Source organism: Candidatus Pelagibacter sp. (assembly GCF_052049935.1).
Classification (GTDB): domain Bacteria; phylum Pseudomonadota; class Alphaproteobacteria; order Pelagibacterales; family Pelagibacteraceae; genus Pelagibacter.
Genome location: NZ_JBNGZA010000001.1, coordinates 131,383 through 150,830 on the forward strand (window position 1 = coordinate 131,383; position 19,448 = coordinate 150,830).

18 protein-coding genes are annotated in these 19,448 nt (G+C 29.2%); 6 read left to right on the forward strand and 12 right to left on the reverse strand.

Translation table 11 applies throughout. The annotated features are described in order from the left end of the window. Positions 1–7: 7 nt before the first annotated feature. From glnT to ACTT90_RS00620, 3 genes are read left to right on the forward strand one after another with little or no spacing between them, the layout of a single operon-like run. The gene (gene glnT / locus ACTT90_RS00610; RefSeq protein WP_440936965.1) at positions 8–1,333 is read left to right on the forward strand and encodes a type III glutamate--ammonia ligase; all 1,326 of its coding nucleotides are present in this window, start codon (positions 8–10) and stop codon (positions 1,331–1,333) included. Between the two features lie 3 nt (positions 1,334–1,336). Beyond that, complete coding sequence (locus ACTT90_RS00615) at positions 1,337–2,488, forward strand: diaminopropionate ammonia-lyase (protein WP_440936966.1); 1,152 nt, start codon at positions 1,337–1,339, stop codon at positions 2,486–2,488. Next, on the forward strand, positions 2,481–3,905 hold the full coding sequence (locus ACTT90_RS00620; protein WP_440936967.1) for a cryptochrome/photolyase family protein: 1,425 nt from the start codon (positions 2,481–2,483) through the stop codon (positions 3,903–3,905). The genes ACTT90_RS00615 and ACTT90_RS00620 overlap by 8 nt, the downstream gene beginning before the upstream one ends. On the opposite strand, the gene ACTT90_RS00625 is transcribed toward ACTT90_RS00620, so the two are convergent. The 8 genes from ACTT90_RS00625 to ACTT90_RS00660 are packed head-to-tail and all read right to left on the reverse strand — an operon-like array spanning position 3,902 to position 11,330. Next, positions 3,902–4,318 (reverse strand): secondary thiamine-phosphate synthase enzyme YjbQ, encoded by a 417-nt coding sequence (locus ACTT90_RS00625; protein WP_440936968.1) that lies wholly within the window; start codon positions 4,316–4,318, stop codon positions 3,902–3,904. The genes ACTT90_RS00620 and ACTT90_RS00625 overlap by 4 nt on opposite strands. Before the next feature lie 2 nt (positions 4,319–4,320). Continuing rightward, positions 4,321–5,364 carry a cell division protein ZapE gene (gene zapE, locus ACTT90_RS00630; protein WP_440936969.1) on the reverse strand — a complete coding sequence of 348 codons (1,044 nt, stop codon included), beginning with the start codon at positions 5,362–5,364 and terminating at the stop codon, positions 4,321–4,323. After that, positions 5,357–5,782 (reverse strand): hypothetical protein, encoded by a 426-nt coding sequence (locus tag ACTT90_RS00635; protein WP_440936970.1) that lies wholly within the window; start codon positions 5,780–5,782, stop codon positions 5,357–5,359. The genes zapE and ACTT90_RS00635 overlap by 8 nt, the downstream gene beginning before the upstream one ends. Next, positions 5,782–7,083, reverse strand: coding sequence for a PQQ-binding-like beta-propeller repeat protein (locus ACTT90_RS00640; protein WP_440936971.1), 1,302 nt, complete (start codon positions 7,081–7,083; stop codon positions 5,782–5,784). The genes ACTT90_RS00635 and ACTT90_RS00640 overlap by 1 nt, the downstream gene beginning before the upstream one ends. Further along, positions 7,073–7,720 carry a hypothetical protein gene (locus ACTT90_RS00645; protein WP_440936972.1) on the reverse strand — a complete coding sequence of 216 codons (648 nt, stop codon included), beginning with the start codon at positions 7,718–7,720 and terminating at the stop codon, positions 7,073–7,075. The genes ACTT90_RS00640 and ACTT90_RS00645 overlap by 11 nt, the downstream gene beginning before the upstream one ends. 2 nt (positions 7,721–7,722) lie before the next feature. Then, positions 7,723–10,392 (reverse strand): aconitate hydratase AcnA, encoded by a 2,670-nt coding sequence (gene acnA, locus ACTT90_RS00650; protein ID WP_440936973.1) that lies wholly within the window; start codon positions 10,390–10,392, stop codon positions 7,723–7,725. Positions 10,393–10,396: 4 nt separating this feature from the next. Further along, positions 10,397–10,987: a LysE family translocator gene (locus tag ACTT90_RS00655; protein ID WP_440929943.1), complete on the reverse strand. Its 591-nt coding sequence runs from the start codon at positions 10,985–10,987 to the stop codon at positions 10,397–10,399. A 1-nt stretch (position 10,988) separates the two neighbouring features. Continuing rightward, positions 10,989–11,330: a tRNA-binding protein gene (locus tag ACTT90_RS00660; RefSeq protein ID WP_440936974.1), complete on the reverse strand. Its 342-nt coding sequence runs from the start codon at positions 11,328–11,330 to the stop codon at positions 10,989–10,991. Between the two features lie 27 nt (positions 11,331–11,357). Here ACTT90_RS00660 and argE point away from each other — a divergent pair, with 27 nt between their 5' ends. Next, complete coding sequence (argE, locus tag ACTT90_RS00665; protein ID WP_440936975.1) at positions 11,358–12,536, forward strand: acetylornithine deacetylase; 1,179 nt, start codon at positions 11,358–11,360, stop codon at positions 12,534–12,536. Here argE and ACTT90_RS00670 read toward each other — a convergent pair. Both ACTT90_RS00670 and speB read right to left on the reverse strand, forming a co-directional pair. Continuing rightward, entirely contained in the window at positions 12,533–13,966 is a 1,434-nt protein-coding gene (locus tag ACTT90_RS00670; RefSeq protein ID WP_440936976.1) for an aldehyde dehydrogenase family protein, read from the reverse strand. The genes argE and ACTT90_RS00670 overlap by 4 nt on opposite strands. A gap of 20 nt (positions 13,967–13,986) precedes the next feature. Then, positions 13,987–14,946 (reverse strand): agmatinase, encoded by a 960-nt coding sequence (speB, locus tag ACTT90_RS00675; protein ID WP_440936977.1) that lies wholly within the window; start codon positions 14,944–14,946, stop codon positions 13,987–13,989. Positions 14,947–14,999: 53 nt separating this feature from the next. Between speB and ACTT90_RS00680 the strand changes: the two genes are divergently transcribed. Together ACTT90_RS00680 and ACTT90_RS00685 are read left to right on the forward strand one after the other, a co-directional pair. Next, complete coding sequence (locus ACTT90_RS00680; protein ID WP_440936978.1) at positions 15,000–15,722, forward strand: putative zinc-binding metallopeptidase; 723 nt, start codon at positions 15,000–15,002, stop codon at positions 15,720–15,722. Next, the gene (locus ACTT90_RS00685; RefSeq protein WP_440936979.1) at positions 15,719–16,366 is read left to right on the forward strand and encodes a peptidylprolyl isomerase; all 648 of its coding nucleotides are present in this window, start codon (positions 15,719–15,721) and stop codon (positions 16,364–16,366) included. Before ACTT90_RS00680 ends, ACTT90_RS00685 begins: the two co-directional genes overlap by 4 nt. Here ACTT90_RS00685 and ACTT90_RS00690 read toward each other — a convergent pair. Then, entirely contained in the window at positions 16,355–18,577 is a 2,223-nt protein-coding gene (locus tag ACTT90_RS00690) for a 3-hydroxyacyl-CoA dehydrogenase NAD-binding domain-containing protein (protein ID WP_440936980.1), read from the reverse strand. The two genes, ACTT90_RS00685 and ACTT90_RS00690, sit on opposite strands and share 12 nt — an antisense overlap. A 15-nt stretch (positions 18,578–18,592) precedes the next feature. Next, positions 18,593–19,447: an ABC transporter permease gene (locus ACTT90_RS00695; protein ID WP_440936981.1), complete on the reverse strand. Its 855-nt coding sequence runs from the start codon at positions 19,445–19,447 to the stop codon at positions 18,593–18,595. Position 19,448: the final 1 nt, after the last annotated feature.

Sequence of the window (19,448 nt, forward strand, 5' to 3'; positions counted from 1 at the left end):
TTTGATTATGTCAAAAAATTTATCAAAAATTGCTAAACAACAAAAAATAAAATATTTTTTAATCAGTTTTGTGGACTTCTTTGGAGTTTTACGTTCCAAATTAGTGCCTGCCCGTGCAATAGATGAAATGCAAGAGAATGGCGCTGGATTTGCTGGTTTTGCAACATGGTTGGATATGACACCAGCGGACAGCGATATGTTTGCAATTCCAGATCCTGATAGTTTGATACAATTGCCATGGAATAAAGAAATTGGATGGTTAGCTTCAGATTTATATATGGATGGAAAGCCAGTTAAAGCATCTCCAAGAGTAATTTTAAAAGAACAAATTAAAAAACTATCAAAGAAAAAACTTAATATGAAGTCCGGTGTTGAATGTGAATATTTTTTGATAAGTGAAGATGGTTCATCAATTGCAGATACAAGAGATATACAATCAAAACCTTGTTATGATCAATCAGCTTTGATGAGAAGATATGAATTAATAAAAGAAATTTGTGACAGCATGATAGAACTTGGATGGAATCCATACCAAAATGATCATGAAGATGCGAACGGTCAATTTGAAATGAATTGGGATTATTCAGATTGTTTAGTAACAGCTGATCGTCATGTATTTTTTAAATTTATGGTTAAAAGTTTAGCAGAGAAACATGGTCTAAGAGCAACTTTTATGCCAAAACCTTTTTCAAATCTTACTGGTAATGGTTGTCATGCACATGTTTCATGTTGGGATGGTAAGAAGAATAAGTTTTTAGATAAATCAGATAAATTAGGATTAAGCAAAACAGCTTATAACTTTTTAGGTGGGTTGATTAAAAATGCCGACTCTTTATCTGCGTTTTTTAATCCAACAATTAATAGTTATAGAAGAATAAATGCACCACCAACAAAATCTGGAGCTACTTGGTCTCCCAGCAGTATCTCTTACACTGGTAATAATAGAACACACATGGTGAGAATACCTGATCAAGGTAGATTTGAACTTAGATTGATGGATGGATCAGCAAATCCTTATTTGTTACAAGCTGGTGTGATTGCGGCTGGTTTAGACGGTCTTAATAACAAAATTGATCCAGGTGAACCATTACATTGTAATATGTATGAAGATCATGCAAATTATCCAGACCTACCAAAATTACCAAATGATTTAAGTGAGTCTCTTGATAGATTAAAAAGTAATAAAATGATCAATGAAGCTTTCGGAATCGATGTAATCAATAGTTATTTAAAGCTTAGATCAGCAGAATTAAAGGAATTTAACAATAATGAGAGCTTTGATAAAACAAAACCAGTTACTGAATGGGAAAGAAGAAATACACTCGACTGTTAATAAATGAATTCAGTATTAGAGAGTAAAGCTTTTTCTATTTCTAGTTTTATAAAAAACAAAAACTATAATTTTAATAAAGATCAGATTTTAGAATATCTCCCAAATAAATATATAGAAGAAGCAGTCAAAACTATAAGTTCATGGGATACTTATAAACCTACTCCACTCGTAGAGCTAAACAAATTAAGTGATTATTTAAATATAGATAAGATTTATTACAAAGACGAAGGATTTAGATTTCATTTAAAGTCTTTTAAAGCATTAGGTGGGGCCTTCGCAGTTGATAAAATAATCAAAGAAACCAAGACAAATACAGTTGCAACAGCAACCGCAGGTAATCATGGAAGATCAGTTGCATGGGGTGCGCAAAGGTTAGGAGTAAATTGTAAAATTTTTATAAGTGAATTTGTAAGTGAAGAAAGAGCATCAGCAATGAGATCTCTAGGTGCTGAAGTAATTAGAGTTAAAGGAAACTATGATGCTTCTTTAAAAGAATGTCTAAAAAAATCTAAGGAAAATAATTGGGAAATTGTGCAGGATGTTTCTTGGGAAAATTATATGGAAGTTCCAAAATATATTATGGCCGGTTACTCAATAATGATAAAGGAAATTATAGAAGATTTAAAAGATCAAAAAATAAGCCATGTGTTTTTACAGGCTGGTGTGGGTGGTATGGCTGCAGCTGCAATAGCAGGATTTGCTAAATTTTCAAAAGAAATTCCAAGATTTATTATTGTTGAGCCCGAAGATGCTAAGTGTGTTCTAGAAAGTATCAAAAATTCAAAACCAACATCTATAGATATAAAAAAAGAATCTATCTTGGGAGGAATGTCTTGTGGAGATGTCTCAACAGTTGCATGGGATATATTAAAAAATTCAGCTAATCATTGTTTATCTATTTCAGATGAAGGAATTTCTTCAACAGTAGCCTTGTTATCTAATAAAGTATTTTCAGAAAACAAAATTATTGCAGGTGAATGTGGTGTGCCTGGTATAATTTCTTTGATCAGTCTTATGAAAGAAAAAGAAAAAATAAATGAAGTTGGAATTGATGAAAATTCAAAAATTCTTCTCATCGGATGTGAAGGTTTAACTGACCAAAAAATGTATGATCAACTTTTAAATAGTGGATTAGAAAAAATTAAAGATGTCTAGTAAAGCAATTGTATGGATTAGAGAAGATTTTAGGATAAATTTAAATCCAGCACTTTCTCATGCTTGTCAGAACCATAATGAAGTAGTTGCGCTATATATTTTCAATCCAAAAAATTTTATCAATAAGCGTGAAGCTCAATTGTGGTGGATTTCAAAATCTTTAGAAAGTTATTCAAAAGAATTATCTAATTTTAATATCAATTTAGAAATTCAAAAAGGAGATGAGATCGAAGTACTATCTAAGATAAAGAAAAAAGATAGCATAACCCTATATTGGAATAAAATTTATGAACCAGAAATTATTAATCTTGGTAAAAAAATAAGAGATAATGTTTTATTAAAAAATGAAATTAATTTTAAATATTTCAAAGGTAATATTCTAAATGAATTTCAAGATGTTACTAAAAAAGACCAAACACCGTTTAAAGTTTTTACACCATTCTGGAGAGTTGCGGAAGAAATTTATCTAAATTCAGTACCATCAAAAAATTCAAAAATACAAAAAGTGAAAAAAAAATTTAGCTACTTTAAAAATAACATTAATTCCAAAGATTTATTGCCCAAAAAGAATTGGTATAAAAAATTTGATAAATATTGGAAAATTTCTGAAAGTGAGTCGCAAAATTTATTAAATGATTTAATAAAAAATAAAATTAATAATTATGGTACAGATAGAGATATACCAAGTGTAAGTGGAACTTCAAAACTCTCACCATATATAAAACATGGACAAATTCATGTTGAGAATATTTATAAAAAATGTTCAGAAGTTAAACCTAAAAATATTAATATTAAAAAATATACGAATGAGCTTGGCTGGCGTGAGTTCTCTCATAGTTTAATAAATTATTTTCCTGAAATGCTTAAAGGAAATTTAAGAAAAGAATTTGATAGATTTCCTTGGGTTAAAAATGAAAAATTTTTAAAAGCTTGGAAACAAGGAATGACTGGCTACCCTATAGTTGATGCTGGTATGAGAGAATTATATGAAACTGGATGGATGCACAACAGAGTAAGAATGATTGTTGGATCTTTTTTAGTAAAACATTTAAGAATTGACTGGAAAGAAGGTGAAAAACATTTCAGAAATTGTCTTTTAGATTTTAATGAAGCCAATAATGTTGCTCAATGGCAATGGGTAGCTGGATGTGGGGCAGATGCAGCACCCTATTTTAGAATATTTAATCCAATTTTGCAGGGAGAAAAATTTGATAAAGAAGGTCTTTATGTAAAAAAATGGGTGCCTGAACTTAGCAAAGTGCCAGAAAAATTTATTCATAAACCTTGGGAAATGGATATTGAATATCAAACAGCTTTAAACACTATTATTGGAAAAAACTATCCAAAACCAATAGTGATACATGAAGATGCAAGAGCTGCAGCTTTAAAGGCTTTTCAAACTTTGAAAAAAAATTAATCTCCTAAAAAATGATGAATAATTTTCCTATTTTGAGGATGTATTCGATGTTCAAATAAGAATATACCTTGCCAAGTTCCTAACAATAATTTTCTATCTTTTATACTTAAAGATATTTGATTATTTGTAACAGCAGACTTTATGTGAGCAGGCATGTCATCTTTTCCTTCAGTTGAATGAATATAATCTTCATTCATCGGCGCTAATTTATCAAAATAATTTAAAAGATCTGTTTTTACATCTGGATCAGCATTTTCTTGAATAATAAGAGATGCGCTTGTATGTAAGATACTTAAATTCAATACTCCATTAGAGAATTTATTTTTTTTTATCCACCCTAAAGTTTCATGGGTAAATTCATATAAGTTTTGTCCATTTGTGTTGATATTCAATTCAAAAAAGTTTTGTTTCATATTTAATAATCAATTGATGTTAGTTCATATAATCTGCTAATTGTTCTCTTAAAAGGATTTTTTAAACTTGGTGAAGAACTTATTTCATGTAATCTTTTTTCAGATGTAATTAATAAAGGAATTTTTTTTTCATAAAGGATATCAATTAAAGTGATAAATCTTTGTTGTTGATTAGAATTGTTTTCATCAAAATTTGGTAAATTTTCTAAAAATAAGAAAGAACAATTTTTGGCAATTTCGATATAATCTTCAGCTCCAATATTTTTGTCACATAAATCTCTAAAATTTAATTTTATAATTCCATCATAAAAATTTTTAATTTTAAAATTTCTTCCTTTAATATCTAAATTTATCTCTTGAACCTTTTTATTTTTTGAAATTTCTCTAAAATATTTATTTGATATAAAATTATTTGTAGAATTAAGAGGAGATAAAAATCTCTCAGATTTTCCTTTTTCTAATCTGTAATCATTGTCAATTGACAAATTAATTTCAATACAACTTTTTTTTATAATTTCTAAAAATGGAATAAATTGATCTCTCTGCAAACCATCTTTGTATAGATTTTCAATTTTAATATTTGAGGAAAAAAAAACAATTATATTTTGATTAAATATTTCTTTAAATAATCTTCCTAAGATCATTGCATCAGCAATATTTGTCACTTGAAATTCATCAAAATAAATTAAATTTATTTTTTTTTTAATCTCTTTAACAAAAAGTTCAATAACATCATTTTTTTTTGCGTTATTAAATTTAAAATCATGAAATTTAATCATGAATTCATTAAAATGTAATCTTTGTTTTTTTTTATCCAAATTATCAAAAAAAAAGTTAAGGAGCATAGTTTTTCCCACACCTACATCTCCATGCAAATAAATTCCTAATTTTTTTTCTTTTTGTTTTGAAAAAAATTTCAACAAAGAAGTATTAATGTAATTATTTTTAAAGTGACTTAATTTATTAATTACATCAAGTTGAGCTTGATTGACTTCAAAACTTTCAGTTTTGCAATAATCTAAAAAAAGATTATTCAAATTATTCATTATTAAATTTAAAACTATATTTGGCCCTAGGTCCTTTTCTTAAACCAAATGGACCAGGGATAAATATCGTAAGTGGGTTAGTTCCTTTTTCTAAATCAACTCTGTGATAAGCATTAGCAGAACGAAAACCTATGTAACCAGGTTTTCTCCAAAACTTTCCATCTTTTGTTGTCTCCCAATATCCACCACGTAAAATAATAGTAATATATGGACACATATGATTATGAACACCGTCACCATGATCATCATCTAACATTTCATGGATGAGAATATTAAATGGAAACCATTTTGGTCTATTTCTAAACAATAAGTAATATCTATTCATCCAAGGTTTAGCTAAATCATATCTTGGATGTGATGGACCTCTATCTAATACAACTCTTTTTTTACCGATTTTTTCTAAAAATTTTAAAACCATTAATTTATTCTTATTACTGCATTATCTTTCACTAGATACATAAGATTGTCATTTACAGAGGGTCTAGAAATATTATTGCTATCTATTTTTATCAAATTTTCTACTCTCCCTTTTTGCCAATCAAGAGTTAATAGTCTACCTATAGAAGTTCCAATATATGCATAATTTTTGGACATTACAAAGCCTGTTGGGAAAATCTTATTTCTTTTTTTATTTTCAAATTGATAGAACACATCATTTATTCTCAAAATATTTCCTGTTTTTTTTTCAATAATGTATTGAAAGCCAGTATTAGAAAATGTGAATATCAAATTATTTACTACAGTAGGTTTTAAATTAGAGTTAATATCTTGTATCCAATTGATTGCACCTGTTTCTGAGTCCAAAGAATAAAATTCATTCTTATTATTTGAGAAGTATAAAGAGCCCTCATTAATAATAATATCAGAATTTTTTAAACTCATTAGCTCTTCATATATGTTAGATTTAAAAGTGAAAGTTTGCCATAATAATTTTCCAGTTTTAGCTTCTACAGCAGTTATGTCGCCTAGTGAATTATTAAAAAAAATTCTATCTTTATCTATAGCTATGGATAATCTTTTTGAAGAATTAATAAATGATTTTTCAGTTATATGAGACCAGACTTTTGAACCATCATTAATAAAAAAACTATTTAAAGTATTATTTGCATCAAGAATAAAAATTTTATTTTTTAAAGTTTTTATCTCTGAATTAAATGGTGATGTGTGTCTTTTTTCCCATAATAAATCTCCTGTATTGATGTTCAAAGCATAATATCTTGCTAGATTATCTGCTACTATCAAAATATCATTTTTATTATGAAGGGATAATAATGGTCCAAGTTTTTTTTCATCTTTAGTATATAAATTTAATTTCCATACTAAATTAGAATTTTCATCAAAACACATTATTGTGCCTTTATTATCGAAAAATATTATATTTTGATTATTAAAAATTAAGTTATTCTCTATTTTATCAAAATTTTTAATTTTTGAAAAAGAGAATTTAGATGTGTCTTCAAAAATACCATCATATAAAATAAATCCATCATTATTATCAAAATTTGAATTTTCATTTATTTTATTTTTAGTTAATTCAACATTTATTTGATACTCGGTATTAAATTCCGTTTCATTAATTTCTTTTTCTTCAAAAAGAACTTTGTATTGCAAATTATCTTGCTCTAATTTTTTATCTTTAGACCAAAAACCAGTAGCATCATGTACTGAACAACTAGTTAAATATAAAAATAAAAAAATTATATATATTTTATTTATCACCAAAATCTCTTGAAAGTCTTTTTTGAGTTAATGATTTAATTTCACTGTTTGAATTTGGTAGCAAATTTATTTGATCAAAAAATTCCTTTGCTTTTTGTTTTTCATTTTTAGAAAAAAAATACTCGGCAACAAGATATAGTGAATGAGACTTCCAAACACTTTCGGAGTTTATTATTGGCTTTAGTATGTCTAATAATTCATTTTCATTTATTTCATCAGCATTGAATAAAGCTTTTTTATAAATCACAAGATTCTTTATTTCATTTTCCAAAGGTGTTTTGTTTATAATAATATCGAAATATGCGTTAACATTTTGTTTGCTTGAATATAGCTCGTTATCAATAATAAAGTATAAGGCTAAAGGAGAATAAGTTGGACTTTTTTCTTCGATAATTTTACTTAACTCATCGAATGTTTTACTTTTATTGTCTAACTTAAAATTTATGATTGTAGAGTTATATCTATCAGAGATCTCAATTTTATTTCTATTTTTATATTCGCCATAAATGATAAGTAAAATTACTCCTAAAATAATTAAAGATACTAATGATATTATTGTCGTTTTGTTTTTAAGAAAGAATTTTTTTATTGTTTCATTTCTTGTATTTGAGTCTATTAAAGCAGTTTCTTCATCCATAACTAAATCATATTTCTCAGAACATATTGTAATATTCCACCATTCTTATAATACTCAAGTTCATTTTTGGTGTCTATTCTGCACAAAGTTTCTATTGTTTTAATCTCACCAGATAAATATTTAATCTCCACTTTAACTTTGTCTGAAGGATTAATTCCATTTTCTAAATCTTTAACACTAATTAGTTCCGAGCCCTTCAATTCAAGAGTATTTCGATCCATACCATCGGTAAATTGCAATGGTAAAATTCCCATTCCGATAAGGTTTGATCTATGTATTCTTTCAAAGCTTTCAGCAATAACCATTTTTATACCTAAAAGTTTAGTTCCTTTTGCAGCCCAATCTCTAGAAGACCCTGTTCCATATTCTTTACCACCAATAACCACTAGATCTGTTCCTCTTTTTTTGTATTCGACCACAGCATCGTAAACTGGCATAACTTTTTCTTCTGGGTATAATTTTGTAAATCCACCTTCTGTTCCTGGTGCCATTTCATTTCTGATTCTTATATTAGCGAATGTTCCTCTCATCATAACTTCATGATTTCCACGTCTAGAACCATAAGAGTTAAAATCCTTTTGTTGAATTTGGTGTTTCATAAAATACTCACCTGTAGGACTATCTTTTTGTATGTTTCCAGCTGGAGATATATGATCAGTTGTTATCATATCGCCTAAGATTAATAATGGTCTCGCATCTTTTATCGGTTTAAAGCCTTCTGGATCATCTGATAAATTTTCAAAGAAAGGAGGTTTTTTTACATAAGTTGAACCCTCATCCCAATTATAAATGTCGCTTTTTTCAGTATTTATTTGTTGCCACTGCTTTGGACCTTCTGAAACGTTAGAGTATCTTTTAACAAACATTTCAGCATTAAGAGATGATTTTAAAGTGACTTCAATCTCTTTATTTGAAGGCCAGATATCTTTTAGAAAAACATCATTGCCATCTTTATCTTTGCCAAATGAGTCTTTATAAAGATCAAAATCCATATCGCCTGCTAACGCATATGCTACAACGAGTGGTGGTGAGGCAAGATAATTTGCTTTGATATGTGGAGAAATTCTTCCTTCAAAATTTCTATTGCCTGATAAAACTGAAACTGCGTATAAATTTTCTTTTTGAATTGTGCTCACAATATTATCAGCCAAAGGTCCAGAGTTTCCAATGCAAGTTGTACAGCCGTATCCAACTAAGTTGAATCCTAATTCATCTAAATATGAATTTAGACCCGCTTTTTCTAGATAATCTGTTACAACTTGTGAACCAGGTGCTAAAGATGTTTTTACCCAAGGTTTTACACTCAATCCTTTTTCAACAGCTTTTTTAGCCAAAAGACCAGCTCCAATTAATACATTTGGGTTTGATGTATTTGTACAAGAAGTGATAGCTGCAATTAAAATGGAACCATCTTTTATTTCAAAGTCAGTATTCTCAACTTTTGCTATTTTTCTCTTATTATTATTTGTTGTTTCTTCATAAACCTTTTTAAAACTTGTTGAAGCATCTGTTAATAAAACTTTATCTTGTGGTCTCTTTGGACCTGAGATTGTTGGTACGATTGTTGACATATCTAAAGATATTTTGTCAGTAAATTCTAATTCATCACTAGCCCATAAACCTTGTTCTTTAGCATACGTTTCTACAATTTTAACTGTATCTTTGTCTCTTCCTGAGAATTCTAAATACTTTAACGTTTCATCATCTACAGGAAAAAAACCACATGTAGCACCATATTCTGGAGCCATATTTGCAATAGTTGCTCTATCTGCTAATGTTAAATTTTTTAATCCTTCTCCATAAAATTCAACAAATTTACCAACTACGCCTTTATCTCTTAACATCTTAACAACTGTTAAAACTAAATCTGTTGCAGTTGTGCCCTCTGGCATTTTATTAGTAACTTCAAATCCAATTACTTCGGGAATTAACATGGAAATTGGTTGACCTAACATACCTGCTTCAGCTTCAATTCCTCCAACACCCCATCCCAAAACTGATAAACCATTAACCATTGTAGTATGGCTGTCAGTTCCAACTAAAGTATCTGGAAATAGATATTTGTCACCATTGAATTCTTCAGACCAAACTACTTTTGATAAGTATTCTAAATTTACTTGGTGACATATGCCAGTTCCAGGAGGAACAATTCTAAAGTTATTAAATGCACTTTGTCCCCACTTTAAAAAAGAATATCTTTCACCATTTCTTTGAAATTCAATATCAACATTTTTTTCAAAAGAATCTGATTTTGCAGATTGATCAACTTGAACAGAATGATCGATAACTAAATCAACAGCTGATAATGGATTTATTGTACTAGGATCTTTATCTTTTTCTTTCACCGCTTCTCTCATAGCAGCTAAATCTGCTACAGCTGGAATACCTGTATAATCTTGTAAAAGAACTCTTGCAGGTCGATACGCAATTTCAGTTTTAGATTTTTTATCTTTTAACCAATTTTTAATTGCTTCAATTTGATTTTTTGTGACAGATAAATCATCTTCATATCTTAGTAAATTTTCTAAAAGAACTTTGATTGATTTTGGTAGTTTTGAAATTCCTTCAAGACCATTTTCTTCTGCTTTCTTTAATGAATAGTACTTATAATTTTGATTATTAATTTTAATTTCTGAAAGTGAGTTATAAGAGTTTTTTGTTCCTGGTTTCATAGTTTTATATATAAAAAGTTATTATGCTTAGTAAAAGAAGCCCTGACATAACATAATTAAAGTATTTTATAAATTTCTCATTTGTCGCGAATTTCCTTAAAAATTTGCCAATAAATGTCCATAAAGTAATACTGGTAGATGAGAATAAAAAGGCAAGTAGGACAACCTGAGTCGCATAATTAAGATAATTTTCTCCTAATTCTACATAGGTTGATACAACAATTATACCAACCATTACTCCTTTTGGATTTAAGTACTGAAATAAAAATGTTTCAATAAATTTTACTGGATTGTCTTTTTTTATTTCATCTGATGCTGTGGAAGAGGCAATTTTATAAGCTAAATAAATTAAAAATAATGTTCCAAGATATTTAATTATTTCTTGAATAATTGGGAATAATTTAAATATATTAATCAAACCAATTGTCAAAAAAAGAACCAATGATGTAAATCCAAGAGTTACACCTAAAATATGAGGAATTGTTTTAGTTACACCGAAGTTAAACCCAGAATAAGATGCAACAACATTATTTGGACCTGGAGTGTATGCTGCTACAAACCAAAATAAACTTATTGATAAAATTTCTGGATGCATTTTAAGCTATTGGTAAACCGTTCTCTGCTTTTTGAGATGGATGTAAAAGAGTTACTCTACCTTCTTCATCAATTGAACCTAAAAGTAAAAATTGAGATTTAATTCCAGCAATATTCTTTTCTGGAAAATTACATACTCCAATTACTTGTTTTCCAACTAAATTTTCAGAATTATAGTAATGTGTTATTTGTGCTGAAGATGTTTTTACTCCAATGTCTTTTCCAAAATCGACTTCTACAACTAATGAAGGTTTTCTGGCCTTTTCATTTTTTTTTACTGACAAAACTGTCCCAAGTCTAATATCTAACTTTTCATAAACATCGTAGGTTATTTGAGGTTTCATAATAATAATGTATAATTAAATTTTACTATGGCTATAGATAACAATTTATATGAAAAATCAATCAAGATCTTGACTGATCTAATAGGTTTTCAAACTGTTTCTGGAACAGATAATAGTGAATTAATAAATTATTGTGAAAAAATTCTTAATGATCTTGGTATTGAAACTTTCAAAGTTTTTGATGATGAAGAAAAAAGGGTAAATTTATTTGGCACTTTAAAAGCAAAAAAAACTAATGGTAAAAAACCTATAATTTTATCTGGACATACAGATGTTGTTCCTGTTTCAAAAGGATGGTCATCAGATCCATTTACAGCAACAATAAAAAATGAAAAATTATATGGAAGAGGATCTTGTGATATGAAGGGATTTATTGCTTGCACCTTGGCTTTCGCTCCTGTCTTTAAAGAAAGTAATTTAGATCGTGATATACATTTTTGTTATACATTTGATGAAGAAACTGCTTGTATTGGTGCTCCTTTATTAATTAAAGAACTTAAAAAAAGAGATATCAAAAATGGAATTTGTATTATTGGAGAACCAACCAATATGAAAATTATTGATGCTCATAAAGGGATGAATGAGTACACAATTCATTTTGGTGGACTTGCGGGTCACAGTTCAAAACCTCATATGGGTGTTAATGCAATTGAATATGCATCAAGATATATAAATAAACTTTTAGAATTAAGACAAGAATTAATTAAAAGAGCACCCAAAGACTGTATCTTTAATCCACCTCACTCTACTTTATCTATAGGAGGTATATCTGGAGGAATAGCGCATAATGTTATCGCTGATAAATGCAAAGTTGAATGGGAGACAAGACCAGTAAATAAAGCTGATGGAGATTTTGTAACTAAAGAAATAGAAAAATTTGTAAGTGAAAAACTTTTACCAGATATGAAAAAGGTTTTCCCTAACTCATATATAAAGAAAGAAATTATTGGGGAGGTTGTAGGTTTTGAAAAATTAGACAAGTCTGAGGCATGTGAGTTTGTATCATCTATCACAGGTGATAACTCAAGAGAAGTTGTATCATTTGGAACAGAAGCTGGTCTTTTTCAAGAAGTTGGAATTAGCACAGTTGTTTGCGGCCCAGGTTCAATTGAACAAGCACATAAAATAGACGAATTTATCGAATTAAATGAACTTAAAAAATGTCTTAATTTTTTAGATGGAATTAAAAATAAATCTATTAATTAGTTCCAACCACCTACTGCTTTAACTTCTAAAAATTCTTCCAAACCAAGTTCTCCAGCCTCTCGGCCAATCCCAGAATGTTTATAACCACCAAAAGGTGCGTCAACTGCTATTCCTGCACCATTAACATCAACCATTCCTGAACGAAGTTTTCTTGCAACTCTTTTAACTTTTTCTGGATCTTGTGTTTGAATATAATTTGTAAGTCCATAAGGAGTATCATTTGCAATTTTAATTGCTTCCTCTTCATTTTCAAAAGGCATAACAGATAAAACTGGTCCAAAAATTTCAGTTCTTGCTACTTCCATATTGTTATTTACATCAACAAAAACTGTTGGTTTAACAAAATAACCTTTTTCTAAACCATCAGGTTTTCCAACTCCACCTGCAACTAATTTTGCTCCTTCATCAATCCCTTTTTGAATAAGAGTTTGAATTTTGTTGTATTGAGTTTCTGAGATTACAGGTCCTATATGTTCACCTTCTTTTTTAGGATCACCTACTTCAAAATTTTCAGCATACTTCTTAAGTATTTCTACAGCTTCATTATACATTGATTTTTCAACAAGCATTCTTGTTGGAGCATTACATGATTGACCAGAATTTCTAAAACATCTTAAAGCTCCTCTTTCAATTGCTTCTGGATCTGCATCTTTAAAAATAATATTTGCACCTTTGCCACCTAGTTCTAAGCTAACTCTTTTAAAATCTTTTGCTGCATTTTGTGAAATTAAAGCTCCTGCTCTAGTTGATCCAGTAAATGAGATCATATTTACATCAGGGTGTGCAGTTAATGCATTTCCTGTTGTGGCACCATCTCCATTCACTAAATTAAATACCCCTGCTGGAAATTTAACTTCATCTATGAGTTCAGCAAGTATCATTGATGATAATGGTGCTAATTCTGATGGTTTTAAAATCATAGTACAACCAGATGCAAGAGCAGGTATAACTTTTAGACACACTTGATTCATTGGCCAATTCCACGGTGTAATTAGAGTACAAACACCTTTGGGCTCATAAAGAATTCTTTGATTGGGCGCATGTTCACCTAATGGTTTTTCAAACTCAAAATTTTTTAAGTATCTTATAAAGGATTTAATATGAGCAGCACCTGTTCCAGCTTGTAATTTTGTTGAAAAATCTTTTGGTGCTCCCATCTCCATAGTAATTGCTTCAGCAATATCAGCCCATCTTTTTTTATAAAGTTCATATAGTTTTTCCAGTAAACTAATTCTTTCCTCTTTTGAGCTAAAAGCCCAAGTCTCAAAAGCTTTTTTTGCAGCGCCCACTGCAGCATCTACATCTTTTTGATTTCCTAATGAAATTACAGCACAGTTTTCTTCGGTTGCGGGATCTATTACTTTAATTTCTTCAGAACTATTTGGTTTTGTCCACTGTCCATTGATATAAAAATTTTTTTTATCTAACATGATTTAAAACTATCCTTTCATTATGTTTTTGCAAATAAATTTGTTAATTCGTAAACAATTGTTGCAGCAGCAAGAGAGGTAACCTCTGCGTGGTCGTAAGCTGGTGAAACTTCTACAACATCAGCTGAAACTAAATTTAATCCTGATAAACCTCTTAGAACATTTACCATTTCTCTAGTTGTCATTCCTGCTATCTCAGGTGTACCAGTACCTGGTGCAAAAGCTGGATCTAAAACATCAATATCAATTGATAAATAAAGAGGATTATCACCTACTCTCTTTCTTATTCTTTCAGCAATTTTATCTGTACCTTCTGTTTGAAATTCATCACAGTGAATAATTTTAAATCCAAAACTTTCATCATTTTTGATATCATCTCTACTATAAAGAGGCCCTCTTATTCCAACATGCATTGAGGCATCATCTAAAAATAAACCTTCTTCTCTTGCTCTTCTAAACGGAGTTCCATGAGTATAAGGCGCTCCAAAGTAAGTATCCCAAGTATCTAAATGAGCATCAAAATGAACTAAAGACACTGGTCCATTCATTTTCTTATTTATTGCTCTTAACAATGGAACAGCAATCGTATGATCACCACCTAAACTGATAATTCCACCAACTTTATTCAATAAATCTGTAGCACCTATTTCTATTTGTTTTATAGCTTCATCAATACTAAATGGATTGCAGGCAATATCTCCTGCATCGGCTACTTGTTGAATTTTAAATGGTTCAACATCATAACTTGGATGATAATTAGTTCTTAAATGTCTTGATGCCTGACGAATACTTTGTGGTCCAAATCTAGCACCTGGTCTGTAGCTTGTTCCTGCATCAAAAGGAACTCCAACAATTGCAACATCACAACTTTCAACATCTCTTAATTCTGGTAATCTTGCAAATGTTGATGGCCCAGCATATCTTGGAACTTTAGTTCCACTAACTGGTTGAATAGGATTTTTATTTTTTTCTTTTTTCATTAATTAAGCCTACCACATTCTTTTAAATTGGAATATCTTCAATTATCAAAATTATGAGGTTAATTAAATCTTTTTTTGTATTAATACTTTTGTGTTTTTCTGCTCAAGCAAACACAATCTATGAACTCATAAAGATACCAAATCTTGAAATCTATAATTTAAAAAATGAGAATAAATTAAGATACTTGTACGCCAAGCAACCTTTTACTATCGGTGTAGATAACAATATAAATTGTTTTAATTCTTCTAAAGAGGATTTAGATGAAAAATATATACTCATTAAAAAAAATCTAGACAGGTATTCAAAAGAATTTTTAAAAAAAATAAATTTGAAATATATTGTTCTTTGTGAAGATTTATCTATTTCAGGAATAAATACAGCTGGAATTCCAGATAATGTAATGAAAACTTTGATTATCGATATTAAGTTTAATCAAAAATACTTTGAAAGAGTTATTCATCATGAGGTTTTCCATATAATTAACGATAGTTATAAAGACTTATTTAATTATGGTGATTGGTCAAAATTCAACAATAATGACTTTAATTATGCAGAATGTTCTACATGTACTGAAAAACTTGGACTAGATACTTATTCGAAAACAAATGGATTTATTACAGAATATTCTCAATCAACAGCATCTGAAGATATGGCAGAAGTGTTCTCACATATAATGATGGGATTAATTCCAAATAATGATGATAAAATATTGGGAAATAAAATTAAGTTTTTAAAATCTAAACTTCACGAATTAGACGAAAATTTTAAATTATGATTAATAAGATCAAGCCATCTAGATCTGAAAAGATCATTTTCATATTTATTTTGTCCTTAGCAACTTTCACTATAACTTCATTTTTTCTTTTAAAAAATAAATGTTTATTTATTAAAGATTTCGATCCAAAAAATTTAGTATTTGATAAACCAGAAAATATAGCTGTGCTTAATATAGATTGTGGAAATATTATTATAGAACTTTATCCTGATCTCTCACCTAATTCTGTAGAAAGATTCAAAACTTTAATTAAATCTAAAGCTTATGACGATGTTGCTTTCCATAGAGTAATCAAAGATAAATTAGTTCAAGCAGGGGATATTGAATTTGGAAAACGAAATAAAATTGATTATGGAAAAATTGGTACAGGTAAATCTGGTTTAGGAACTTTAAATTCAGAAGTAGATAAAGATTTTAATTATGATGCTGGAAGTGTGGCACTAGCAAGAAGTCAAAAATATAATACTGAGGACAGTCAATTTTTTATAACTTTGCAAGATGAGCCTTTATATGAAGGTGAATACACACCAATAGGAAAAGTTTTATACGGATTAGAAACATTAAGAACAATTAAATACTTAGATAAATCTGTATATGTTCTCAGACCAGATTTTATTAATTCATTAAGAATGTTAATTGACTAAAGGCTTACCAGTAGCAAGAGTGTGTTTTATTCTCTCTTGAGTTTTCTTAGTTTCTATAAGTCTCATGAAAGCATCTAACTCTAATTTAAATAAATCATCTTCTGTTAGAGTTTTTTCAACTGTTGTATCACCACCACTCAATACAAATGCTAATTCTTTTGCAACTTCAACACCATGATCTAATATAACTTTATCATTATAAAGTTTTTCTAAAATCTTATTCATTTCATCTCTAACACTCTCACCTGGTAAGTTAAATTTCAATTCCTCAGTTGGAGTAAAATTCTTATTTTCATTTATAATTTTTTTAGAAACCTCAAGTAAACTGTTTCTATTCATTATAGTTTTATCTTCAGGTCTTAAGTATTTCATAGGAACTGCTTCAACAGGAGAAGTTGCTGTTTTTCCGTATCCAATGATATCAAAGACTTTTAAAGGCGCATAATTTGGATCTTTTTTAGCTTCTTTAGTTTCAGACCACCTTGCCAACATTTCTTTACAACCACCTCCAGCAGGTATTAAACCTACAATAGTTTCAACTAAACCAATTACAATATTAGTATGAGAAGCTACAAAATTACTTTGAACTAAAACTTCAAATCCACCTCCTAAAGTTAATCCTGATGGAGCAGAGATAACTGGATATTTTGAATATTTTAAATGCTTACATGTATCTTGAAAATATTTAATAAATTTTTCTATAGATTTAAAATCTCCTTTGTCAGCAAAATCCATTGTATAAGTTAAATTTACACCTGCAGAAAACTGCATACTTTCATTAATGATTATTAAAGGTTTGTCGGTAGCTTTTTTTAAAGCATCCATTGAGTCATAATCTAATGCATTAGCTTTGGTAGTGAACTCAACTATATTATGATCTTTAAATCTATAAATTTGTGCTGAGCTGTTCCCATCAACACTTTGGGCTTTTCTTTTAACTTTTCCAACAGTTTCAATATTTGTGTATTTTTGTCTCTCTCCGTAAAATTTTTCATCTTTTGTTTTTGACAATTCCTCTAAAAATTTATTTCCCTTAAATTCATCAATTTTGCTAAAAAAGTTTTCAACTCCTATTTCTTCTAACATTTCAAAAGGGCCTTTAGCCCAATTAAATCCTAGCCTCATCGCTTCATCAATATCGTTAAAATTTTTTGTAATTTCTGGAACTAGAGATGAAGCATATTTAATTATTTTTGATAAAACAGACCATGCATACTCCCCATATTTGTCTCCTCTATTTATTAAAGCATTAAGATCAACCTTATCTGATTTAACATCAATTTTTTTACTTGGTGAATATTCTCCAGTTTCTAAATTCAAAGCCTCTAAAACTTTTGATCCACCTTCTTTATTTATTCTATAAAAACCACCCTTACCTTTTCTTCCTGTGTACCCGGTATCAATAAGTTTTTTAACTAATGGAATTTCTTGAGCTACAATATGAAATTTATCTGTTTGTGGAAGTTCCTTAATAAAGCTTTTTAAAACATCGGCCATTAAATCTATACCAATCAAATCATATAAACCGAAAACTCCAGTTTTTGGTATTCCCATTGGTCTTCCAAAAGTTGCATCTGCTTCCTCTACGGATAGCTTCATTTTAAAAGCTTCTGTCATAGCAATTTGCATTGCATAAACGCCTACTCTATTTCCTAAAAACCCTGGGGTATCATTACAAACAATCGCTCCTTTCCCTAATTCAACTTCACAAAATTCTTTTAAACTATTAATTTTATCTAAATCATTATTTTCATTTTTAACTATTTCTAATAAACCCATATACCTAACAGGATTAAAAAAGTGAGTAATACAAAAATCTTTTTTTTCTTTATCAGTGAGATTTTCAGATAAAACTTTAATTGGTATAGAAGATGTATTAGATGAAACTATTGCTCCATCCTTTCTAGCTTTAAATATCTTTTCATAAATTTGATGTTTGATATCAATTCTTTCAACAACAGCTTCCACAATCCAATCAGCATCTTTAACTACATCAAAGTTATCGTTTATATTTCCAACTTTAATATTGTTTATTTTAGATTTATCAATTAACAACGGTGGTCGAGATTTGTGAATTCTTTCTCTAGCATTTGTAGATATTTCTGTAGTTAAATCTAATAAAGTAACAGGAACGTTCGCATTACATAAATGGGCTGCTATCCCACTACCCATTGTACCTGAACCAATGACAACGACATTCTTTATTTTCATAAAATGAAAAAATTATTAATGATTAATTCCTCTGAGTCTTTCAGATCTTCTTCTTAATAACTCAGCTGTAACCAAAATTAAAGTAGATAAAATAATTAAACAAGTTGCAACTGCTAATATAGTTGGGCTCAATTGCTCTCTTAAACCTGTCCACATTTGAATTGGGATAGTTGTGTTTTCTAATCCAGCTAAGAATAATACAACAACAACTTCATCGAATGATGTCACAAATGCGAATAATCCTCCAGAAATTACTCCTGGGAGAATTAATGGTAATGTAATTTTCATAAATGTGTGAACGGGATCACTTCCTAAACTTGCAGCAGCTCTTGTAACACTATGATCAAAACCTGAAAGCGTTGCTGTTACTGTAATTACCACAAATGGTGTCCCTAAAATAATATGAGCTAAAATTATTCCAGTATGTGTTGCTGCTAGTCCCGCTTTTGCCATAAAGAAAAATATCGCAACACCAGAAATAATTAATGGAACAATCATTGGAGAAATTAACACAGCCATTATCAAGCCTTTATAAGGCATATGCCTGCTGCTCAATCCTAATGCTGCAACTGTTCCAAGTATTACTGACCCTATTGTTGCAAAAATTGCAATTATAAAACTATTTTTAGCAGCTAATCCCCAAGGATTTTTAGTTCCATAAATCATATCTTTGTACCATCTTAGTGAAAAAGCATCTGGATCAAGACTTTTCATACCATCTGAAAAACTTAGAAACTCTTCAGCGTTAAATGATAATGGAAATATTACAAATAAAGGGGCAATTAAGAAAAAGAAAACTGCTCCGCAGATTGTAAGATAAACATAATGCCAAATTCGATAATGTGGTTCAGTATATTTTGGTAAAGCCATC